The sequence below is a fragment of the Streptomyces sp. NPDC059002 genome (genome assembly GCF_042740435.1).
Lineage (GTDB): Bacteria > Actinomycetota > Actinomycetes > Streptomycetales > Streptomycetaceae > Streptomyces.
The window spans coordinates 94,802-118,356 of the sequence record NZ_JBHYJI010000029.1; the positions used below are offsets into that span (position 1 = coordinate 94,802).

The 23,555-nt window shown below is 74.7% G+C and carries 7 protein-coding genes; 2 read left to right on the forward strand and 5 right to left on the reverse strand.

The window, feature by feature from the left end; all coding sequences use genetic code 11:
• Positions 1-53: 53 nt before the first annotated feature.
• From ACFWZ2_RS24990 to ACFWZ2_RS25010, 5 genes are read right to left on the reverse strand one after another with little or no spacing between them, the layout of a single operon-like run.
• Positions 54-1,925 (reverse strand): dipeptide ABC transporter ATP-binding protein, encoded by a 1,872-nt coding sequence (locus tag ACFWZ2_RS24990; protein WP_384549183.1) that lies wholly within the window; start codon positions 1,923-1,925, stop codon positions 54-56.
• Positions 1,912-2,850, reverse strand: a complete 939-nt coding sequence (locus ACFWZ2_RS24995) for an ABC transporter permease (RefSeq protein WP_384549184.1) — start codon at positions 2,848-2,850, stop codon at positions 1,912-1,914. The genes ACFWZ2_RS24990 and ACFWZ2_RS24995 overlap by 14 nt, the downstream gene beginning before the upstream one ends.
• Positions 2,847-4,094, reverse strand: a complete 1,248-nt coding sequence (locus tag ACFWZ2_RS25000) for an amidohydrolase family protein (RefSeq protein ID WP_384549186.1) — start codon at positions 4,092-4,094, stop codon at positions 2,847-2,849. Before ACFWZ2_RS25000 ends, ACFWZ2_RS24995 begins: the two co-directional genes overlap by 4 nt.
• Positions 4,091-5,038 carry an ABC transporter permease gene (locus ACFWZ2_RS25005; protein WP_384549188.1) on the reverse strand — a complete coding sequence of 316 codons (948 nt, stop codon included), beginning with the start codon at positions 5,036-5,038 and terminating at the stop codon, positions 4,091-4,093. The genes ACFWZ2_RS25000 and ACFWZ2_RS25005 overlap by 4 nt, the downstream gene beginning before the upstream one ends.
• Positions 5,035-6,696, reverse strand: a complete 1,662-nt coding sequence (locus tag ACFWZ2_RS25010; RefSeq protein WP_384549190.1) for an ABC transporter substrate-binding protein — start codon at positions 6,694-6,696, stop codon at positions 5,035-5,037. The genes ACFWZ2_RS25005 and ACFWZ2_RS25010 overlap by 4 nt, the downstream gene beginning before the upstream one ends.
• A 296-nt stretch (positions 6,697-6,992) precedes the next feature.
• On the opposite strand from ACFWZ2_RS25010, the gene ACFWZ2_RS25015 reads away from it, so the two are divergent.
• Positions 6,993-19,184: an SDR family NAD(P)-dependent oxidoreductase gene (locus ACFWZ2_RS25015; protein WP_384549200.1), complete on the forward strand. Its 12,192-nt coding sequence runs from the start codon at positions 6,993-6,995 to the stop codon at positions 19,182-19,184.
• 14 nt (positions 19,185-19,198) lie between these two features.
• On the forward strand, positions 19,199-23,555 hold a 4,357-nt coding region (locus ACFWZ2_RS25020; RefSeq protein WP_384549192.1), incomplete at its 3' end, for a type I polyketide synthase.

Consider the following 23,555-nt stretch of genomic DNA (forward strand, 5'->3'; position numbering starts at 1 on the left):
AGCGACCACCGCGGCCGCCACGGTGGATGCTCGACCCGGCCTCTAAAGGCGGACTAGCGCGCGACTTCGGCGGTGGCCCAGGCGTCCTCGGGACGGGGCAGCGCCGTCAGGAGCGCCTTGGTGTACGGATGCGCCGGCCGCGCGAAGATCTCCTCGGCCGCGCCCGCCTCCACCACCTCGCCGTCCCGCATCACCACCACCTCGTCGCTCAGGTGATGGATCACTCCCAGGTCGTGCGAGATGAAGAGCAGCGAGAGCCCGAGCCGCTCCCGCAGATCGGTGAAGAGATCGAGGATCTGCGCCTGCACCGACACGTCGAGCGCCGACACCGGCTCGTCGCACACGATGAGTTCGGGTTCCGGCGCGAGGGCGCGCGCGATCGCCACCCGCTGCCGCTGGCCGCCGGACAGCTGCCACGGCCTGCGCTCCGCGAGCGCCGGATCGAGCCCGACGAGCTCGAAGAGCTCCGTGATCCTGGCCCGGTTGGCGCGGATCCCGCGGCGGCCGGGGGAGCCGAGCGCCTCGCCCACGATGCGCTCGGCGGTCCAGCGCGGATCGAAGGCGCTGAGCGGATCCTGCTGGACCAGCTGCACCCGGCCGCGCAGGGTACGCCGCTCCTTCTCCGGCACCCCCGACCACGCCCGGCCCGCGATGCGGACCTCGCCCGCGTCCGGTTCGAGGAGCCCGAGGACCATCCTGGCCACCGTCGTCTTCCCCGACCCCGACTCGCCGAGCACGCCGAGCGTCCGCCCCGCGGGCAGCGTGAAGGACACCTCGCGTACGGCGGGGCGCACCACCCGGTCCGGGTCGCGGAACCCCTTGGACAGGGCGCGCACTTCGAGCGCGGGGGCCGCCGTGCCGTCCTCCGGCCGCCCCTTGCGGGGGCCGGGAACTGCCGCTGTCGTCACGGAAGTCGACCCTGCCGGGGAGGGCCACGGTTCCTCGGTGCGCGGGCACCACACGCCGTGGTCCGCTTCGAGCTCCACCCGGGCGGGCACACGCGTACCGCACTCGGGCACGGCCACCGGGCAGCGCGCCGCGAAGGCGCAGCCGTCGGCGGGGGTCCGCCGTCCGCCGGTGCCGCGGGAGGGGCCGCTCAGCCGGGTGCGCCGCGTCGCGGCGGTCGGCACGGCCGCAAGGAGCCGGCGGGTGTACGGGTGCCGGGGATCGCGCAGTACGTCCCGGACGCTGCCCTCCTCCACGAACCGGCCCTGGTACATCACCGCGACCCGGTCCGCCAGCTTGGCCACCACCGCGAGGTCGTGGCTGATCAGCAGCACCCCGGTGCCCGCGGCCTTGCGGGCGGCGAGCACGTCGAGGACGCGGGCCTGCACGGTCACGTCGAGGGCCGTCGTCGGCTCGTCCGCGATCAGCACGGAGGGGCCCGCGGCGATCGCGGAGGCGATCAGGGCCCGCTGTCTGAGCCCGCCGGAGAGCTGGTGCGGATACTGCCGGGCACGCAGCTCCGGATCGGGCATGCCCACCTCGGCCAGGAGCGCGAGGACCGTCTCGTGGACCTGCCCGGACGGCACCGTACGGTGATTGCGCAGCGGCTCCGCGACCTCGGCCGCCACGCGCCGCAGCGGATCGAGCGAGACCAGGGCGTCCTGGAGGACCAGGCCGATCCCGCGGCCGCGCAACTGCCGCCAGCGGCGGTCCTTGAGGTCCCGCAGGTCCTCGCCCTCCAGATCGAGGACGTCCGCGCGCACGGCGGCGCCCGGCGCGCTCAGACCGACCAGGGCCCGCGCGGTGACGCTCTTGCCCGAACCGGACTCGCCGACGATGGCCAGGCACTCCCCGGCGGCCAGCGAGAAGTCGATCCCGCGCACGGCGGACACCTCGGAGCGGCGGCCGCGGAACCCGACGCGGAGCCCCTCGACGGTCAGCAACGTGCGTGCGGGGACGCTGGATTCAGTGCCGGCCACCGGCGGTCCTTCCTTCGAAACGGTGCTGCAGATCCCGCCCGACCACGTTCACGGCGAGGACGGTCAGGGTGATGGCCGCCCCGGGGAACACCGCGGGGGCCCAGGAGATGTCGAGCAGGTCCCTGCCCTGGGAGAGCATCGCTCCCCACTCGGGCGCCGGGGGCTGCGGGCCGAGGCCGAGGAAGCTCAGCGAGGAACCCGCGATGACGGCCGAGCCGATGCCGACCGTGGCGAGGACGAGCACGGGCGGCAGGGCGTTGGGCAGGAGATGCCGCAGGAAGACGCTGGTCCTGGAACGCCCGAGGACCCGCGCTGCCTGCACATAGTCGGAGTCGCGGATCACGAGCGCCTGCGCGCGGGCGAGCCGGACGAAGCCCGGCACCATCGACGCGCTGATGGCGAGCGTCGAATGCACCGAACCGGGGCCGAGCACCGCCACCACCAGGAGAGCGAGGAGCAGTCCGGGGAACGCGAGCAGGATGTCGGTGACCCGCATGACCAGCTCGTCCACGGCGCGCCCCGCCGTCGCCGCGAGCACCCCGAGGGCCGCGCCGACCACGATGGCGAGCCCCGTCGCACCGAGCCCGGCGGCCAGCGAGTACCGGGCGCCGTGCGCCACCCTGCTGTAGACGTCCTGGCCCAACTGGTCGGTGCCGAACCAGTGGTCGGAGCCCGGCGGGGCGAGCGCCTGCAGCGGGTCGGCCGCATCCGGCGCCTGGTCGGTGAGGAGTCCGGGCCACAGCGCGGCGACGGCGACCAGGGCGAGCACCGCCCAGGCGAGGACGACCGAGGGGCGCACCGGCCACGCCCCGGGGCGCAGCCGTCCGGCGAGCCCCCGGCGCTCGCCGGACGGTGCCTCCGCCGCGGGCACGCCCTCGTCGACGGGCCCGCCGCCACCGGTCAGTTCTTCCGCGACCGCGCTCACACCGTGCTCCGTATCCCCGACGCGGGCGCGGTCCGCGCGCCCCGCGGCAGATGCTCACGCCCGCGGGCGACGACCAGTTCGGGCGCCGCGAGCACCGCGACGTCCCGGCGCGGATCGCCCGTGACCACCAGGAGATCGGCGTCGAGCCCCGGCGCGATGCGCCCCGTCACATCGGCGAGGCCGAGGGCCTCCGCGGCCCTGCTCGTCGCCATCTCGACGACGGTCGGCGCGGGGATGCCCGCGCGCACGAACCAGTTCAGGCCCACGGCGTACTCGTCGAAGCCCGCGCCGGGGATCCCCGCGTCGGTCCCGGCGATCAGCCGCACCCCGCTCTCGTGCTGGCGCAGCACCACGTCGAGCCAGGGCCGCAGCCGGTCGACGCCGATGCTGGCGGCGGCCCGGTCGAGGGAGCCGCTGTAGGTGGGGCACACGAAGGTGCCCGATGCGGCGATCCGGTCGATGACGTCGGGCCGGTTCTCCGGACCCGCAGCGGGACCGTCCGCCGAGATGAACGAGCAGTGCTCCAGGGTGTCCACGCCCGCGGCGAGTGCGACCTCGACGCCCGCGACCCCGTGCACATGGGCGGCCACCCGCGCGCCCGCCGCGTGGGCCTCCTGCACCGCGACCGTCAACTCGGCCACGGTGAACTGCGGTTCGGCGGGGGCGGGACCGCCGGGCGTGAGGGTGCCGCCGGTCGCCATCACCTTGATCAGGTCGGCGCCGGCCGCCAGGTTCGCGCGGACCGTCGCACGGACGCCTTCGACGCCGTCGGACTCGCCGCCGAGGAACCAGCAGTGGCCGCCGCGCACCGTGACGGGTGCACCGGCCGCGAGGATCCGCGGCCCCGGCAGCACCCCGTCGCGCACGCTGTCGCGCAGCGCCACGCCGACGCCGTCCCGGTCGCCCAGGTCCCGCACGGTGGTGACGCCGCTGTCGAGGAGGCGCCGGGCGGCGCCCGCCGCGTTCAGCGCGAGCGCGGGCGCGCCCGCCGCCCGCAGCGCGCCCACCGGGTCGTCGCTGTGGTCGTCGAACGCCAGATGCACATGGGCGTCGATCAGGCCAGGGAGCAGCGTGCCGTCGGCGAACCGCGTCACCTCGGTGCCGGGCGTCGCACGGGCGAGCACCTTCTCGTAGGGGCCGACGTCGGTGATCGTCGCCCCCGATACGCGTACGGCACCGTCCGCAAGGGCCAGGTCGGCGGGGCCGTGCAGCAGCAGGCCCGCCGCGTAGATCCGCTCGGTCATGCCGGAACCTCCCTCAGCCGGGGATCGATCACCCGGTACAGCCAGTCGACGAGAAGATTGACCACGACGAACACCAGCGTGCTGACCACGACCACCCCGGTGACCACGGGGAAGTCACGGCCCTGGATCGCCGTTGCGAGGACCCGGCCGAGGCCCTGTCTGCTGAACACGGTCTCCACCACCACGGCGCCGCTGAACAGCGTGCCCACCACCCACCCGGAGAGGGTGACCATCGGGACCATCGCATGCCGCAGCGCGTGCCGGAACCGCACCGCCGTCTCACCGGAGCCCCTGGCCCGCGCGCTGAGCACGAACGGCTCCTCCAGGGCCCGTTCCACGCCCGCCCGCATGACCTGCGCGAAGACGCCGACCATCGAGGCGGCCAGGGTGACCGCGGGCAGGACGAGTCCGGAGAACCCGTCGCCGCCCGCGGCGGGGAAGACATGCCAGCGGAACGAGAACAGCGTCAGGAGCAGGACGCCGACCCAGAAGCCGGGGCTCGCGCTGAGCACCAGCTCCACCTGGGTGGAGATCCCGCGGAGCACCGGCCAGCGGCCCGCCGTGGACACCGCGAGCAGCAGCGCCACGACGAACGCGAGCGCGAAGGAGGCGAGCGCCAGCTCCGCGGTCTGCCAGAGCTGACTGCCGATCACATGCGAGACCGTGTCGCGCAGTTGGTACGACGTGCCCAGATCGCCGCGGAGCAGCCTGCCGATGAACAGGAAGTACTGCTCCGACAACGGCCGGTCCGTGCCCAGCTCGTGGCGCACCTGCGCCATCACCTCGGGCGTCGCGGTCGACCCGCCGAGGATCACCCGGACCGGATCGCCCGGGGTGAGCCGCAGCGCGAGGAACGCCGTCGTCGCCGAGCCGAGCAGGACCAGCGCCGACAGGGCGATCCGCCGCACCAGCCAGCGCAGGACCGAGCGGGCCGAGCCGGTCACGAGTCGCCCAGCGAGACGTCGTAGAACAGCGGGTAGGAGGCCGCCTCGAAGGACAGGCCCTTGACGTCCTTGGACGCCCCGACCAGATACGCGGGCACGTACACCGGCAGGACCAGCGCCTCGTCCCGCAGCCTGCGCTGCACCTTGACGTAGTCGTCGGCGCGCGCGGCACGGTCGGCGGTGGCGGCGCCGTGCCGCAGCCACGCGTCGATCTTCGGGTCGGAGATCTTGAAGACGTTCATGCCGCCCTTGGCCAGGGTCTGGTCCGAGGCGTACAGGGTGCGCAGCACGTCGGGGTCGGCCCGCACATTGCTGGAGTCCCACAGGTCCGCGTCCCCGGCGAAGATCTGCTTGGAGTACGTCCCGGTGTCCTTGGCGTCCCGCTTGACCTGGATGCCCGCCTTCTTCGCCTGCGCCTGGATGCCCTGGCCCAGGATGTCCCGCTGCTCACGCAGGAGTTGCGGCACGAAGGGCCAGCGGACGGTCAGGCGCTTGCCGTCCTTGACGCGGTAGCCCTCGCCGTCGCGCTGCGACCAGCCCGCCTCGTCCAGGAGCTTGTCCGCGAGCTTCGGGTCGTGGGCCCAGCTGCCCTCGATCTCCTTGTCGTAGCCGAGGGTGCGCGGGCCGAGCTGGCTCCACGCCCGGTCGTACTGCCCGAACGAGACCGACTTCACCAGCTGGTCGAGGTCCACCGCGCGCAGGAACGCGGTCCGCACCCGCTTGTCCTTCAACGGGCCGCGCGCGGGGTTGAGATGCACGCTGTACGTGCCGCCCGGCGCCTGCGAGCTGAGCACCTGGAGCCGCGGGGAGGCCTTGAGCGTCTTCACGTTCGGCGCGGGAAGGCCGCCGATGACGTCCACCTCACCGCTGTTGAGCGCCCCGACGCGGACCGCGTTCTCCTGGATGAACCGGATCGTGAGGCTCGGCAGCTTCGCGGGCCCGGTGTGCTTCGCGGTGGGCGGCGCCCACTTGTAGCCGCCGTTGTTCTTCAGCTCGATGCTCTGCTTCTGCTTCCAGCCGACGAAGCGGAAGGGACCCGTACCCACCGGGGTCCTGCACAGCGCGGCGGTGTTCTTGAGCGCCTTGGGGGACTGGATGCCGAGGTAGGCGGTGCTGAGCGACTGCAGCAGCGTGGCGTCGGGGCGCTTGAGGACGATCCGTACGGTGGAGGGTCCCTCGGCCTTCGCCTCGCGGTAGGCGCTCAACAGGCCCGCCGCGTACGAGGACTTGGTCTTCGGGTCGACGACGTGGTCGAGGCTCGCCTTGACGGCCCGCGCGTCCAGCGGTGTGCCGTCGTGGAACGTCACGCCCTTGCGCAGCTCGAAGGTGTACGTCTTCGCGTCCTTGGAGACCGACCAGCTCTTGGCCAGCCACGGGTGGATCTTCCCGTCGGGCGACGCGTTCACGAGCGAGTCGAAGATGTTCCGGTCGATCAGCGCCGTCACGTCCAGCGGACTCACCGCGGGGTCGATGCACGAGGGTTCGGTGTCGGTGGCGAACGTGAGGCCACCGCTCCCTCCGGCGACACCGGCACCGGCGGACCCGGAGTCACAGGCGGAAAGCCCGGCGCCCGCCAGGAGCAGGCCACAGAGCGCCGCCGCCGGGCGGCGGATGCGTGCGGAAGGCCGTCGGGCCGGGAAGCGCGTCGATTGGTACAAAGCCATCTCCTTGAGCGGATACGCCGGTTCAGGGCGTACCCGACGGCCCGCCCCCGGCCAGGGCACCTCGGCGTCGCACTCTGACGACGTGGTCTAAAGACTGCCTAAACGGCTGCGCGGGCGGCCCGCCCCGGATGCGGACGGCACACGGGGAGCCATCGCCGCTTTAGCGGCCGGAAAGGTCCGGCTAAGTCCCCGAGTGGACCGTGGCGATCACTGATTGTGCGCGTGTCGGCGATATCGAGGGATGGCTCTGCATGTCGAACGAGGAGAAGCTCCGCGACTATCTCAAGCGGGTGACGACGGACCTTCACCAGACCCGGCAGCGTCTGCGCGAGGCCGAGGCCCGGGAGCACGAGCCGATCGCCATCGTCGCGGCCGGCTGCCGCTACCCCGGTGGTGTCGCCTCGCCCGACGAGCTGTGGCGCCTGGTCGCCGACGGCGTCGACGGGATCGGCGAGTTCCCCGCCAACCGCGGCTGGGACGTCGAGGGGCTCTACGACCCCGACCCGGAGGCACCGGGCACGACCTCGTCGCGGCACGGCGGATTCCTCTACGACGCCGACCGGTTCGACGCGGACTTCTTCGAGATCAGCCCCCGCGAGGCGCTTGCCATGGACCCGCAGCAGCGGATCCTCCTCGAAGTCGCCTGGGAGACCCTGGAGCGCGCGGGCATCGACCCCGCTACGCTGCGCGGCAGCGACAGCGGCGTATTCGTCGGCGCCATCGCCCAGGACTACGCGCCGCCGATGCCCGAGGTGCCCGCCGAGGTCGAGGGCTACCTCGGCGCGGGACTCGTCACCAGCGTCGCCTCCGGGCGGATCGCCTACACGCTCGGCCTCGAAGGCCCCGCCGTGACCGTCGACACCGCCTGCTCCTCGTCCCTGGTCGCCCTGCACCTCGCCGTGCAGGCGCTGCGCAAGGGCGAGTGCTCCATGGCGCTCGCGGGCGGCGTGACCGTGATGGCCGCGCCCCGGCTCTTCGTGGAGTTCAGCCGCCAGCGCGGGCTCTCGCCCGACGGCCGCTGCCGGGCCTTCGCGGGCGGCGCCGACGGCACCGGATTCGCCGAGGGCGCCGGTCTGCTGCTCGTCGAGCGGCTCTCCGACGCCCGCAAGAACGGCCACCCCGTCCTCGCCGTGATCAAGGGCACCGCCGTCAACCAGGACGGCGCGAGCAACGGCCTCACCGCGCCCAACGGCCCCTCCCAGGAGCGGGTCATCCGCCAGGCGCTCGCCGACGCGGGCCTGCGCCCCGAGGACATCGACGCGGTCGAGGGCCACGGCACCGGCACCAAGCTGGGCGACCCCATCGAGGCGCAGGCGCTGATCGCCGCGTACGGCAGCCGTCGCCCGGCCGAACAGCCCCTGTGGCTCGGCTCGTTGAAGTCCAACGTCGGCCACACCCAGGCCGCCGCCGGAGTCGGCAGCGTCATCAAGATCGCGATGGCGCTGCGGCACGGCGAGCTGCCGCGGACCCTGCACATCGACGAGCCCACGCCGCACGTCGACTGGAGCGACGGCTCCGTCCGGCTTCTGACGGAGCCCCGGCCCTGGGAGCCCGACCCGGAGCGCCCGCGCCGCGCCGCGGTCTCCTCCTTCGGCATCAGCGGCACCAACGCGCACGTGGTGATCGAGGAGGCGCCCGCGGAGGCGCCCGCGGAGGCGGCCGGCGGGGGAGGGGGTGCCGTGACCGGCGCGACCGGCACCGCTGCCGCGACCGGCGCTGCTGGTGCGGTCGGCACCGCTGGCGTGACCGGCGCTGCTGGTGTGACCGGCGCTGCTGGTGTGACCGGCGCTGCTGGTGTGACCGGCACCGCTGGCGTGACCGGCGCTGCTGGTGTGACCGGCACCGCTGGCGTGACCGGCACCGCTGGTGCGGTCGGCACCACTGGCGCGACCAGCGCCACCGCCGCGACCAGCGCCACCGCCGCCGCGACCGGTACCTCCCCCGCCCCTGAGGGTGCCCCCGCCCCTGAGGGTGCCCCCGCCCCCGCCACCCCCCTGCCCCTCTCCGCGAAGAGCGCCGCCGCTCTCGCTCAACAGGCCGCGCGGCTGCTGGAGTTCGTCGAGCGGGAGCCCGGGGTCGACCTGGGGGCGGTTGGGCGCGGGCTCGTGCGCTCGCGCACCGCCCTGGAGCACCGCGCGGTGGCCTTCGGCCGCGACCGCGCCGAACTCGTCGCCGCGCTCGACGAGCTGGCGGCCGGGCGCACCGGATCCGGCGCCGTCACCGGACGCGCCGACGAGGAGCCGGGCCGCACCGCCTTCCTGTTCACGGGACAGGGCAGCCAGCGCCCCGGCGCGGGCCGCGAGCTGTACGAGGCGTTCCCCGTGTTCGCCGCCGCGCTCGACGAGGTCTGCGACCGGCTCGACACCCATCTGCCGCGCCCGCTGCGCGCGTTGCTGTTCGCCGACGAGGGCACGGAGGAGGCCGCGCTCCTCGACCGCACCGAGTACACCCAGGCGGCGCTCTTCGCGCTCCAGGTCGCGCTGTTCCGCCTCCTGGCGGCGCACGGCGTCGCCCCCGACGCGGTGCTCGGCCACTCCATCGGCGGCCTCGCCGCCGCCCATGTCGCGGGCGTCCTCGACCTCGCCGACGCGAGCACGCTGGTCGCCGCGCGCGGCCGCCTCATGCAGTCCGCGCGCACCGGCGGCGCCATGATCGCCGTACAGGCGGCCGAGGACGAGGTCGTCGCGGCGCTCGCCGGGCACCCGGGCGCGGGCATCGCCGCCCTCAACAGCCCCGACTCCACCGTTCTTTCGGGCGACGCCGACGCGGTCGAAGCGGTCGCCGAGCACTTCCGCGCGCTCGGCCGCAAGACCAGCAGGCTCCAGGTCAGCCACGCCTTCCACTCGGCGCACATGGAGCCCGTCCTCGACGAGTTCCGGCGCGTCGCCGCGGGCCTGACCTACCGCGAGCCGACGCTCACGGTGATCTCCGACGTCACCGGCGCGCCCGCCGCCCCCGGCGAACTCACCGACCCCGAGTACTGGGTCCAGCACATCCGCAAGCCCGTCCGCTTCCTCGACGGAGTGCGCGCCCTGGACGCGTCCGGCGTCACCGGCTACGTCGAGCTCGGCCCCGGCCCCGTCCTCACCGCGCTCGCCAGGCAGGCCGTCGGCGACCCGGAGTCCGCCGTGTTCGTGGCCCCCCTGCGCAAGGGCAGGCCCGAGGCGCCCACCCTGCTCGGCCTCCTCGCCGGGCTGCACGTCCACGGCCACCACGCCGCATGGGGCGCCTTCCTGCCCGAAGGACCCGGCGTGCCCGCCGCCGACCTGCCGACGTACGCCTTCCAGCGCGACAGCTTCTGGCTGACCGGCACCGGCAGCGCCAACATCGCGGCCGCCGGACTCGCCGCCCCCGGACATCCCCTCCTCGGCGCGTCCGTGGACCTCGCCGACAGCGGCCAGCTGGTCCTGTCCGGGCGGCTCTCGCCGACCGGGCTCTCCTGGCTCGCCGACCACGCCGTGGCCGGCACGGTCCTGCTGCCCGGCACCGCCTTCGTCGACCTGGCGCTCTCCGCCGCCGACCGCACCGGACTCGGCACCGTCGAGGACCTCACCATCGAGGCCCCGCTGGCCTTCACCGGCGGCGCGGTCCAGCTCCAGGTGACCGTCGGCGCCCCCGACGACCAGGGGCGGCGCGGCCTGCTCATCCACGCGAGGCCCGAACCCGAGGGACCCGACACGGATCCCGACCCCTGGACCCGGCACGCCACGGGCACCCTCGCCGCCGCCGACGACGGCGCGGAGCCCGCCGCGGACGCCGCCGTCTGGCCGCCCCGTGACGCCGAACGGCTCGCCCTCGACGAGGTGTACGAGCGCCTGGCCGCCCAGGGCTACGCCTACGGACCCGTCTTCCAGGGCCTGCGCGAACTGTGGCGCGCCGCCGACGGCACCCTGCACGCCGAGATCGCCCTGCCCGAAGGCACCGACCCGACCGGGCACGCCCTGCACCCCGCGCTGCTCGACGCGTCCCTGCACCCGCTGCTCGTCACCGCGCTCGCCGAGGCCGACGCGGCGGGCGGCACCCTGCCGCTGCGGATCCCCTTCGCCTGGAGCGGCATCACGCTGCACGCCACCGGGGCCACCACCGTCCGGGTCCGCCTCACCCCGAACGGCGCCTCGGACCACGGCGGTTCGGACGACTCCGACGGCGTCGCCATCGACGTCGTCGACACCACGGGAGCCCCGGTCGCCTCCGTGGCCGCGCTCGCCCTGCGCCCGGTCGCCGCCGACCAGCTCGCCACCGCGCCCGCGCCGGGCACCGACGCGCTGCACCGGCTCGGCTGGACGCCCCTGACGGCCATGGCCGACACGGACACCGCAGCGGGCACCGCCGTCCTCATCGGCGACCACGGCCCCGCCCTGGCCGCCGCGCTCGGCGACCCCGCCGTGCACAGCGGTCTCGCCGCCCTCGCGGACGACGTGCCCGCCACCGTCTTCTGGACGCACCGCACCCCCGAGGGCGCGGACCCGCTGGCGGCGCCGCACACCGCGACCGCCGAGCTGCTGCGCACCCTGAACGACTGGTTCGCCGACGAACGGTTCGCCGCCGCGCGCCTCGTCGTGGTGACCGAGGGCGCCGTCGCCGTCGTACCCGGCGAGGCCCCCGGCGACCTGGCCGCGGCGGCGCTGACCGGTCTGGTCCGCTCCGCCCAGGCCGAACGCCCGGGCCGGGTCACCCTGCTCGACCTCGACCCGGACTTCGCGCAGGCCCTGACCGCGGACCCGGAGATCGGCGGCCCCACCCGTGACGCGGTGCGCACCGCCCTCGCATCGGCGGAGCCCCAACTCGCCGTACGCCAGGGCGCCGTGTACACCGCACGGCTGACCAGGGCCGCATCGCCCGAGGCGCTCACGCCGCCCGCGGGCCCCGGCACCTGGCGGCTCGGCACCACCGGCAGCGGCACCCTGGAGAACGTCGCCCTGGTGCCCGCCCCGGACGCCACCGCACCGCTGGCCGCCGGAGAGGTCCGGGTCCAGGTGCACGCCGTGGGCGTCAACTTCCGCGACGTCCTCATCGCGCTCGGCAGCTACCCGGGCCGCGCCCCGATCGGCGGCGAGGGCGCGGGCGTGATCCTGGAATGCGGCCCCGGCGTCACCGGCTTCGCCCCCGGCGACCGCGTGATGGGCCTGTTCACGGACGGCGCGGGCCCCGTCGCCCGCACCGACCACCGCACCCTCGTCGGCATCCCCGAAGGCTGGACGTACGCGCAGGCCGCCGCCACCTCCATCGTCTTCCTCACCGCGTACTACGGCCTGGTGGACCTCGGCGGGCTGCGGTCCGGCCAGTCCGTCCTCGTGCACGCGGCCGCGGGCGGCGTCGGCATGGCCGCCGTACAGATCGCCCGCGGCCTGGGCGCCGAGGTCTACGGCACCGCGAGCGCGGGCAAGTGGGACACCCTGCGCGCCCAGGGCTTCGACGACGCGCACCTCGCGGGATCGCGCACCCTGGAGTTCGAGCAGCGGCTCCTGGACGCCACCGGCGGACGCGGCGTCGACGTCGTACTCGACTCCCTGGCAGGGGAGTTCGTCGACGCGTCGCTGCGGCTGCTGCCCCGCGGCGGCGCCTTCCTGGAGATGGGCAAGGCGGACGTCCGCGACCCCGCACAGGTGGCCGCCGACCACCCGGGCGTCGACTACCGCGCCTTCGACCTCGGCGAGGCGGGCCCCGACCGCATCCAGGAGATTCTCGCCGAACTCCGCGCCCGCTTCGACGACGGATCGCTGACCCCGCTGCCGTACGCGGCCTGGGACATCCGGCACGCCCGTGAGGCGTTCCGCCGACTTGGCCAGGGGCGGCACACCGGCAAGGTCGTGCTGACCCTGCCCGCCGCGCCCGACCCCGAAGGCACCGTCCTCATCACCGGCGGCACCGGCGCCCTCGCCGCCCTGACCGCCCGTCACCTGGCGGGCGAACGCGGCGCCAAGCACCTGCTCCTCGCCGCCCGGCGCGGCGCCGACGCACCCGGCACCGAGGCGCTCACCGCCGAACTCGCCGCGCTCGGCGCCGAGGTGACCTGGGCGGCCTGCGACGTCGCCGACCGGGACGCCGTCGCCGCGCTCCTCGCGGGCATCCCGGCCGCGCACCCGCTGACCGCCGTGTTCCACACCGCGGGCACCCTCGACGACGGACTCCTCGCCGATCTCACCCCCGAGCGGATCAGCGGCGTACTGCGCCCCAAGGCGGACGCGGCCCTGCATCTGCACGAGCTCACCCGCCACCTGGACCTCGCGGAGTTCGTGCTCTACTCGTCCGTCGCCGGCACGCTCGGCAACCCCGGTCAGGCGAGTTACGGCGCGGCCAACGCCTACCTCGACGCGCTCGCCAGGCACCGTCGCGCCCTCGGCCTCGCGGGCACCTCGCTCGCCTGGTCCCTGTGGGACCTGCCCGACGGCATGGCGGGCGGCCTCACCCCCGCCGAGCGGCGCAGGATCGCCGCGACGGGCGTCGTCGCCCTCACCGCGGAGCAGGGCCTCGCCGCCCTCGACGCCGCCCTCGGCCACGACCGGGCCGACCTCGTGCCCGTCCGCGTCGACGGCACGGTGCTGCGCTCCCTCGCCGACTCCGGCGAACTCCCGCTCGCACTCGGCGGCCTGGTCCGCGGCCGCCCCCGCAAGACGGTGGCCCGCGCCGCGTCCGGCGCGTCCTCGCTCGCCGACCGGCTGCACGCGCTGCCCGGCGAGGAGCGCGACGCGTTCCTCCTCGATCTCGTGCGCACCGAGGTGGCCGCGGTCCTCGGCCGCGGCCGCGACACGCTCGACCCGCGGCGCGCCTTCAAGGAGCTGGGCTTCGACTCGCTCGCCGCCGTCGAGCTGCGCAACCGCGTCGTCGCCGCCACCGGGCTCCGGCTGCCCGCCACCCTGGTCTTCGACCACCCGTCACCGGCGGCCCTCGCCGACAAGCTCCGCGACGAACTGCTCGGCGGCACGACAGGACCCGCCGCCCCGCGCGCGGCCCGCCCGAGCACGGCGGGTGGACAGGGCGAGGACATGGACACCGCCGCCGTCGCCGTCGTGGCGATGGCCTGCCGCTTCCCGGGCGGCGTCGCCACCCCCGAAGAGCTGTGGCGGATCCTGGCGGGCGGCGTCGACACCATCGGCACGTTCCCCACGGACCGCGGCTGGGACCTCGACGCGCTGTACAACCCCGACCCGGAGGTCAGCGGCACCTCGTACACCCGGCACGGCGGCTTCATCGACGACGTCGGCGGCTTCGACGCGGACTTCTTCGGCATCAACGCCCGCGAGGCGCTTGCCATGGACCCGCAGCAGCGGCTGCTCCTGGAGACGTCGTGGGAGGCGCTGGAGCGGGCGGGCATCGACCCGACGACCCTGCACGGCAGCGACACCGGCGTCTTCGCCGGAGTCATCGCGGGCGACTACGTGACCCGCCTGGGCCAGCTCCCCGAGGGCCTGGAGGGCTATCTCTCCAGCGGCAACACCACGAGTGTGGCCTCGGGCCGCATCGCGTACTCCCTGGGCTTCGAGGGTCCCGCGGTGACCGTGGACACGGCGTGCTCGTCGTCCCTGGTCGCCCTGCACCTCGCGGCGCAGGCGCTCCGTCAGGGCGAGTGCTCGCTGGCCCTCACCGGCGGCGCCACGATCATGGCGGGAGCGGCCAACTTCGTGGAGTTCAGCCGTCAGCGCGGGCTCGCTCCCGACGGCCGGTGCAAGGCGTTCTCCGCGGATGCGGACGGCACGGGCTGGGGCGAGGGCGTCGGCATGCTCGTCCTGGAGCGGCTCTCCGACGCCCGCAAGAACGGGCACCCCGTCCTCGCCGTGCTGCGCGGCTCCGCCGTCAACCAGGACGGCGCGAGCAACGGCCTCACGGCACCCAACGGCCCCTCCCAGGAGCGGGTCATCCGCCAGGCCCTCGCGAACGCCGGTCTGAGCGCGTCGGACGTGGACGCGGTGGAGGCGCACGGCACGGGCACCAAGCTGGGTGACCCGATCGAGGCGCAGGCGCTGCTCGCCACGTACGGGCAGGAGCACACGGCCGAACAGCCGTTGTGGCTCGGCTCGTTGAAGTCCAACATCGGCCACACCCTCGCGGCGGCCGGTGTCGGCGGCGTCATCAAGCTGGTGCTCGCCCTGAACCACGAGGAACTGCCGCGCACCCTGCACGCCGAAGAGGCGACCCCGCACGTGGACTGGGGCGACGGCGAGGTGCGGCTCCTCAACGAGTCCCGGCCGTGGAGCCGCAGCGACGTGCGCGTGCGCCGAGCGGCCGTCTCGTCCTTCGGCCTCAGCGGCACCAACGCGCATGTGGTCCTCGAAGAGGCACCGCTCGCACCGGAGCCCCCGTCCGCTTCCGGTCCTTCCGTGGTGCCGTGGGTGCTGTCCGCGAAGAGCGCGGAGGGTGTGCGCGCCCAGGCGGAGCGGTTGTTCGCGCATGTGGAGGCGCGGCCGGAGATCGATCTGGCGGGTGTGGGTGCCGCGTTGGTCGGCACGCGTGCCGCCTTCGAGCACCGCGCCGTCGTGGTCGGTCCCGACCACGACCGGCTGCTCGAAGCGCTCGCGGTGATCGCCGATGGGACCGAGGCACCTGCTGTCGCTTCCGGTGGGAAGTCGGTGTTCGTGTTCCCGGGTCAGGGTTCGCAGTGGGTGGGCATGGCGCGGGAGTTGAGTGCGGTGTCGCCGGTGTTCCGTGAGCGGTTGGAGGAGTGCGCGGAGGCGCTGTCGGAGTTCGTGGAGTGGGATCTGCTGGCGGTGCTGGATGATCCGGTCGCGTTGGAGCGGGTGGATGTGGTGCAGCCCGCGTTGTGGGCGGTGATGGTGTCGCTTGCGGCGCTGTGGCGCTCGCGCGGTGTGGAGCCCGATGCGGTGGTGGGTCATTCGCAGGGTGAGATCGCGGCCGCGGTGGTGGCGGGTGCGTTGAGTCTGGTGGATGGCGCGCGGGTGGTGGCGTTGCGGAGTCAGGCGATCACGGCGCTTGCGGGTCTGGGGGGGATGGTGTCGGTGGCGTTGCCTGCCGATGAGGTCCGTGCGCGGATCGGTCGGTGGAGTGAGGACGTTGGGGTCGCGGCGGTGAATGGGCCGTCGTCGACGGTGGTGTCGGGTTCGGCCGCGGCGTTGGACGAGTTGATGGAGGTGTTTGCGGCGGAGGAGGTGCGGGCGCGCCGGATTCCGGTGGATTACGCCTCGCATTCGGCGCATGTGGACCGGATCCGGGAGGACGTCCTCCGGCTCCTGGGGCGGATCTCTCCGAAGTCTTCGGATGTGACGTTCTATTCGACGGTGACGGGTGAGCCGTTGGACACGGCGGGCCTGGACGCTGAGTACTGGTTCCGGAACCTGCGTACGACGGTCGAGTTCGAGAAGACCACCCGGGCCCTGCTCGCGGACGGCCACCGCATCTTCGTGGAATCAAGTCCCCACCCCGTCCTGGCCATCGGCCTCCAGGAAACCTTCGAAGCGGCGGGCGAGACCGGGGCGCATGTCGTTCCCTCGCTGCGCCGTGACGAGGGCGGCCTGGAGCGGTTCCTGACCTCGGTCGGCCAGGCGTACGCCCATGGCGCCGATGTCGACTGGGCGGACACGTTCGCCGGGGTACGCCCGGTGCAGCTGCCCACCTATCCCTTCCAGCGCAGCCACTACTGGCTGGAGTCCACCGCCCCCGTGGGCGACGTGACGGCGGCGGGTCTGACCGCGGCAGGGCATGCCTTCCTGGGTGCGGCGGTGACGCTGGCCGGGGACGACGGTCTGCTGCTGACCGGCCGCCTCTCCCTGCGGGGTCAGCCCTGGCTGGCCGACCACGCGGTGACCGGCACCGTGCTGCTGCCCGGCACCGCCTTCGTCGACCTCGCCCTCCACGCGGGCGACCAGGTCGGCCTGGACGCCGTCGAGGACCTCACCGTGCACGAGCCCCTCGTGGTGCCCGCGCACGGCGGTGTGCAGCTCCAGGTCGGTGTGGCGGCGGCCGACGCCGCGGGGCGCAGGACGCTGGCCGTGCACGCCAGGACCGAAACCCCGGGCGACGAGCCGGGCCCCTGGGTCCGGCACGCCACCGGCATCCTCGCCGCCGCGCCCGCAACGGCTCCCGAACCCGCGGCCGCCTGGCCGCCGCCGGGCGCCGCCCCGGTCTCCCTGGGCGAGGTGTACGAGCGTCTCGCCGCCCTCGGATACGAGTACGGACCCGTCTTCCAGGGACTCCAGCGGCTGTGGCGCGACGGCGACACCCTGTACGCCGAGATCGCCCTTGCCGAGGACACCGACCCGGCCGGGCACGCCCTGCACCCCGCCCTCCTGGACGCGGCCCTGCACCCGCTGCTCGTCACCGCGCTCGCGGAGGCCGAAGCGGGCGACGGCACGGTGCCGTTGCGCATCCCGTTCTCCTGGAGCTCGGTCACCCGGCACGGCGAGAGCGCCCCGCGCGCCCTGCGCGTCGCCCTCTCCCGCACGGGCGAGGAGACCGCGCGGCTGACCCTGGCCGACGAGACCGGGACACCGGTCGGGGAGGTCGGCGCGCTGACCCTGCGCGCCATCGACCCGGCCCGGATCGCCGCCCGCGGCACCGACCGCGTGCCCCTGCGCGTGGTGCGGTGGCAGCAGGCCGAACTCCCGGCCGAGGCACCGGAGTCGACGTCCGGCACGGTGTTCATAGGGGACGCCGCGGCCGACGGCACGTACCCGGACATCGCGGCCCTCGGCGGGGCCGTCGCGGAGGGACGTACGGCCGCCCCCGGCCTGATCGTGGTGGAGGTCCCGGCCGCCCCCGACGGCGACCCCGCGGCCGCCGTCACCGATCGGGCCCGCGAGCAGACGTACCGTCAACTCGCCCTGGTGCACGCCTGGCTGGCCGACGAGCGGCTCGCCGAGAGCACGCTCGCCGTGGTCACCCGTGGCGCGGTGCTCGTCCCCGGCGACACCGTCGTCGACCCGGCGCCGGCCGCCGTCTGGGGCTTCCTGCGCACCGTCCGCTCGGAGAACCCGGGCCGTGTGCTGCTCGTCGACACCGACGGCACGGAGACCTCGGACCGTGCGCTGCCCGCCGCCCTGGCCGCCCGCGAGCCCGAACTCGCCCTGAGGGCGGGGGAGTCGTACGTCCCCGGCGCGGCAGAGGCACCGGCCGCGGGCGCCGCGAAGCCGCTCGACCCGGACGGCACCGTGCTCATCACCGGCGGCACCGGCACGCTCGGCGTGCTGCTCGCCCGCCACCTGGTGACCGCGCACGGCGTCCGGAACCTGCTGCTCACCAGCCGCAGGGGGCCCGCGGCGGCCGGCGCCGACGAGATCGTCGCCGAACTCGCCGCGCTGGGCGCCCGGGCCGAGGTCGCCGCCTGCGACGTCGCCGACCGCGACGCCGTGGCCGCGCTCCTCGCGGACATCCCCGCCGCACACCCGCTCACCGCCGTCGTGCACAGCGCCGCCGTCCTCGACGACGGCATCGTGCAGGCCCTCGACACCGACCGGTTCGAGACGGTGTGGCGGCCCAAGGCCGACGGCGCGCTCCATCTGCACGAACTCACCCGCGACGCGGACCTGGCGGCGTTCGTCCTGTTCTCCTCGCTGGCCGGCACCGTCGGCAACGCGGGCCAGGCCAACTACGCCGCCGCCAACGTCCTCCTGGACGCCCTGGCCCAGCACCGGCACACCCTCGGCCTGCCCGCCACGTCCCTGGCCTGGGGCCTGTGGGGCGAGCAGGACGGCACCGAGGGCGGTGCGGGCCTCGCCACCTCCCTGGACGGCGCGAACCTGGCCCGTGCCGGGCGCGGCGGTCTGCTGCCGCTCGACGGCGACACCGGCCTCGCCCTGTTCGACGCGGCGCTCACGGCCGGTGAACCCGCCGTGCTCGCCGCACGCTTCGACCCCGCGGGCCTGCGCTCGCAGGCGGCCGCCGGAGCCCTCGCGCCCGTCCTGCGCGGCATCGTCAGGGCCCCGGCCCGGCGTGCCCCCGCCCCCGGCGCCACCGGCACCCTGGGCGCCTCGCTCGCCGAGCGGCTCGCGGGACTCGACGCGGAGGCGCGCGGCACCGCCGTGCTCGACCTGGTCCGGACGACCGTGGCCGCGGTGCTCGGCCACGGGGACCCCGGCCGCGTCGAGCCGGAACGCCCCTTCAAGGAGGTCGGCTTCGACTCGCTCACCGCGGTCGAACTCCGCAACCGGCTCAACGCGTCCACCGGCCTCCAGCTCCCCGCCACCCTCGTCTTCGACCACCCGAACCCCGCGGCGGTCGTCGACTTCCTGCTGGCGTCCGCGGCGCCCGCCGAGCAGACCGCGGCCGACCCCGTGCTCGCCGAACTCGACCGCCTGGAGGCCGCGTTGGCGGCCGCTGGACCCGACCACGCGGCCGACGACGAGGCCTACCGCAGGACGGTGAGCACCCGGCTGCGGCAGCTCCTGACGGAGTGGTCCGTGCCGGTGCGGGACGCGGGCGGCACCGACCAAGACAACGATCAAGAAGACGTCGCCTCCCGGATCCGGGGGGCCGCGGCCTCGGAGATCTTCGCATTCATCGACTCGGAACTCGGCGGGCTCCCGCAGTGAGGGTGAGAGGTTTCATGACCACCAGCAAGAAGTCGCACGACTCCCACGCCATCGCGATCGTCGGCCTGGCGTGCCGTCTGCCCGGCTCACCCGACCCGGACGCGTTCTGGCAGCTCCTGCGCAACGGCGAGCACGCCCTGCGCGACATCCCCGAAGACCGCTGGGACGCCGCCGAGTTCTACGACCCGGACCCCACGGCCCCCGGCACCACGCACGCCCGCCAGGCCGGATTCCTCGACCGCGTCGACGGCTTCGACGCCCGCTTCTTCGGCATCGCACCGCGCGAGGCCGCCGCCATGGACCCGCAGCAGCGCCTCGTCCTCGAACTCGCCTGGGAGGCACTGGAGAACGCCGGCATCCTGCCCGGCGACCTGCGCGGCACCCGCACCGGCGTCTTCGCGGGCGCCATGCTCGACGACTACGCGACGCTGCTCCACCGGGCGGGCGCCGCCGCGATCGGCCCGTTCACCTCCACGGGCCTGCACCGCGGCATCATCGCCAACCGCGTCTCCTACCAGCTGGGCCTGCGCGGCCCGAGCCTCGTCGTCGACACCGGCCAGTCCTCGGCCCTCGTCGCCGTCCACCAGGCGTGCGAGAGCCTGCGCAAGGGCGAGTCGACGCTCGCCATCGCGGGCGGCGTCAACCTCATCCTGGCGCCGGAGAGCAGCGTCTCGGTGACCAAGTTCGGCGGCCTCTCGCCGGACAGCCGCAGCTACACCTTCGACGCGCGCGCCAACGGCTACGTACGCGGCGAAGGCGGCGGCATCGTCGTCCTCAAGCGCCTCGCGGACGCCGAGGCCGACGGCGACGACATCCTCTCCGTCATCCTCGGCGGCGCCGTCAACAACGACGGCGGTGGCCGCGGCCTCACCGTCCCCGACCGGTCCGCGCAGGAAGCCGTCATCCGCCTCGCCCACGAACACGCGGGCGTCACCCCGGCCGAGGTCGGCTACGTGGAGCTGCACGGCACCGGCACCAAGGCGGGCGACCCCGTCGAGGCGGCCGCGCTCGGCGCGGTCTTCGCCGGGACCCGCGCGCCGGGCGACCCGCTGCTCGTCGGCTCCGCCAAGACCAACGTCGGCCACCTGGAGGGCGCCGCGGGCATCGTCGCCCTCATCAAGGCGGCGCTCGCCGTCGGCCACCGGGAGATCCCGCCCGCGCTCAACTTCGAGACGCCCCACCCGGACATCCCCCTCGACGACCTCGGCCTGCGGGTGCAGACCGAGCACACCCCGTGGCCGCACCCCGACGAGCGCCTCGTCGCCGGTGTCTCCTCGTTCGGCATGGGCGGCACCAACTGCCACGTCGTCATCGCCGAGGCGCCGAACCGTACGGCGCGGGCCGCGGAGACCTCCGACGGCGGCCCCGAGCCCGTACGGCAGCCGCTGCTCCCGTGGGTGCTCTCCGCCCGCACCGACCGCGCCCTGCGCGACCAGGCCGCGCGCCTGCGGGCCTTCACCGAGGAGCGGCCCGGGCTCGACCCCGCCGACGTCGCCCTGTCGCTCGCCACCTCCCGCACCGCCTTCGACCGGCGCGCGGTCGTGCTCGGCGAGGACCGCGCCGAACTCCTCGACGGCCTCGCCGCGCTGGCCCGCGGCGAGAGCACGCGGGACGTCGTGCGCGGCACGGCCACCGAAGGACGCACCGCCTTCCTCTTCACCGGCCAGGGCAGCCAACGCCCGGGCATGGGACGCGAGTTGTACGAGGCGTTCCCGGTGTTCGCGGCGGCCTTCGACGAGGTGTGCGCGGCGTTCGACCCGCTGCTCGGCCGGTCGCTGCGCGAGCTGGTGTTCGCGGCGGAGGGAAGCGCGGAGGAGGAGCTGCTGCACCGCACCGCCTTCACCCAGCCCGCCCTGTTCGCCGTCGAGGTCGCGCTCCACCGCCTCGTGGAGTCCTTCGGGGTCACCCCCGACCTGCTCATCGGCCACTCCGTCGGCGAACTCGCGGCGGCGCACGTCGCCGGGGTGTTCTCCCTCGCGGACGCCGCGGTGCTCGTCGTCGCGCGCGGCAGGCTGATGGACCGGGCCCCCGAAGGCGGCGCCATGGCCGCCGTCGCCGCGCCCGAGTCGGAGGTCCTGCCCGAACTGGCCGCCCACGAAGGACGGGTGAGCCTCGCCGCCGTCAACGGCCCCCGCGCGGTGGTCGTCTCCGGTGACGCGGACGCGGTGCGCGAGGTCGCGGCGCGGTTCGCCGAGCGGGGTGTGAAGACCAAGGAGCTGCGGGTCAGCCACGCCTTCCACTCGCCGCACATGGACGGCGTCCTGGAGGAGTTCCTTCGGGTCGCGGAGACGGTGACGTACCACGAGCCGTCGATCCCCGTCGTGTCGAACGTCAGCGGCCGGATCGCGGCCGAGGGCGAGCTGACGTCGGGGGAGTACTGGGCGGGTCACATCCGTGCCGGAGTCCGCTTCCACGACGGCGTACGGGCGCTGCGCGAGCAGTCCGTCACCACCTTCCTGGAGCTGGGCCCCGACCCCGTCCTGACGGCCATGGTCCAGGACACCGTCGCCGGCCTCGGCACCGAGGACCCCGCCGTCGTCACCGCCCTGCTCAACCGGCGCTACGACGAGCCCCGCACGGCCCTGCGCGCTCTCGCCGCCGCCCACGCGGGCGGCGCCGACGTCGACTGGAGCCCCCTGCACGGCACCGGCCGGGACCGGCGCGTCGCCCTGCCCACCTACGCGTTCCAGCGCAAGCGCCACTGGATCGACGCGCCCGCGGCCACCCGGGGCCTCACCGGGGGCCCGACGGCGGCGGCGACCGAGACCGAGGACGCCGAGGACCTCGACGACACCGGCCTCGCGGCACGTCTGCGCGGGCTCTCCGAGCGGCAGCGCGAGGAACTCGTGCTCGGCCTGGTCGTCCGGCACACCGGCGGCATCCTCGGATACGGACCCGACGAGACCATCGAACCGACCCTCTCCTTCAAGGAGATCGGCCACAACTCCCTGACCTCCGTCGAGCTCAGGGACCTCCTCGTGGCCGACACCGGCCTCGCCCTGCCCGCCTCCGCCGTCTACGACCACCCCACCCCGCTGGTCCTCGCCCGCCACATCGTCCGCGAACTCCTGCCCGGCGCGGGCGACTCCGCGGCCGTCGCGGTGCCCGTGCGCCGCGCGGCGGCCGACGAGCCGCTCGCCGTCGTCGCCATGGGCTGCCGCTTCCCCGGCGGCGTGGAGACGCCCGAGGACCTCTGGCGGATCGTCGCCGACGGCGTCGACGCGATCGGCGGACTGCCCACCGACCGCGGCTGGGACGTCGAGGGGCTCTACGACCCCGAGCGCGGCCGCAGCGGCAAGATCTACACGCGCGACGGCGGCTTCCTGCACGACGTGGGCGGCTTCGACGCGGAGTTCTTCGGCATCAGCCCCCGCGAGGCGGCCGCGATGGACCCGCAGCAGCGGCTGCTCCTGGAGACGTCGTGGGAGGCGCTGGAGCGGGCGGGCATCGACCCGACCGCCCTGCACGGCAGCGACACCGGCGTCTTCGTCGGCGCCACCGCCCAGGACTACGGGCCGCGCCTGCACGAGCCGGCCGACGGCTACGAGGGCTATCTGCTCACCGGCAGCACGACCAGTGTGGCCTCGGGCCGCATCGCGTACTCGCTCGGCTTCGAAGGCCCCGCCGTGACCATCGACACGGCCTGCTCCTCCTCCCTGGTCGCCCTGCACCTCGCGGCGCAGGCACTGCGCCAGGGCGAGTGCTCGCTCGCCCTCGCGGGCGGCGCGACCGTCATGGCGACGCCCGGCATGTTCGTCGAGTTCAGCCGCCAGCAGGGACTTTCCCCCGACGGCCGGTGCAAGGCGTTCTCCGCGGATGCGGACGGCACGGGCTGGGGCGAGGGCGTCGGCATGCTCGTCCTGGAGCGGCTCTCCGACGCCCGCAAGAACGGGCACCCCGTGCTCGCCGTGCTGCGCGGCTCGGCCATCAACCAGGACGGCGCGAGCAACGGCCTGGCCGCGCCGAACGGTCCTTCGCAGGAGCGGGTCATCCGTCAGGCTCTCGCGAACGCCGGTCTGAGCGCGTCGGACGTGGACGCGGTGGAGGCGCACGGCACGGGTACCAAGCTGGGTGATCCGATCGAGGCGCAGGCGCTGCTTGCGACGTACGGGCAGGAGCACACGGCCGAACAGCCGTTGTGGCTCGGGTCGTTGAAGTCCAACATCGGCCACACCCAGCAGGCCGCGGGTGTCGGCGGCGTCATCAAGATGGTCCTGGCCCTCCAGGCCGGGATCCTGCCCCGCACCCTGCACGCCGCCGACCCGTCGCCGCACGTCGACTGGTCCGCGGGCGCGGTCTCGCTGCTCGCCGACGAGCAGGCCTGGCCCGAGCTGGACCGGCCGCGCCGCGCCGCCGTCTCCTCCTTCGGCA

Coding starts and splice junctions, on each gene's coding strand:
- ACFWZ2_RS25000 (WP_384549186.1), bottom strand. CDS start 4,094: ATGACCGAGCGGATCTACGCGGCGGGCCTGCTGCTGCACGGCCCCGCC.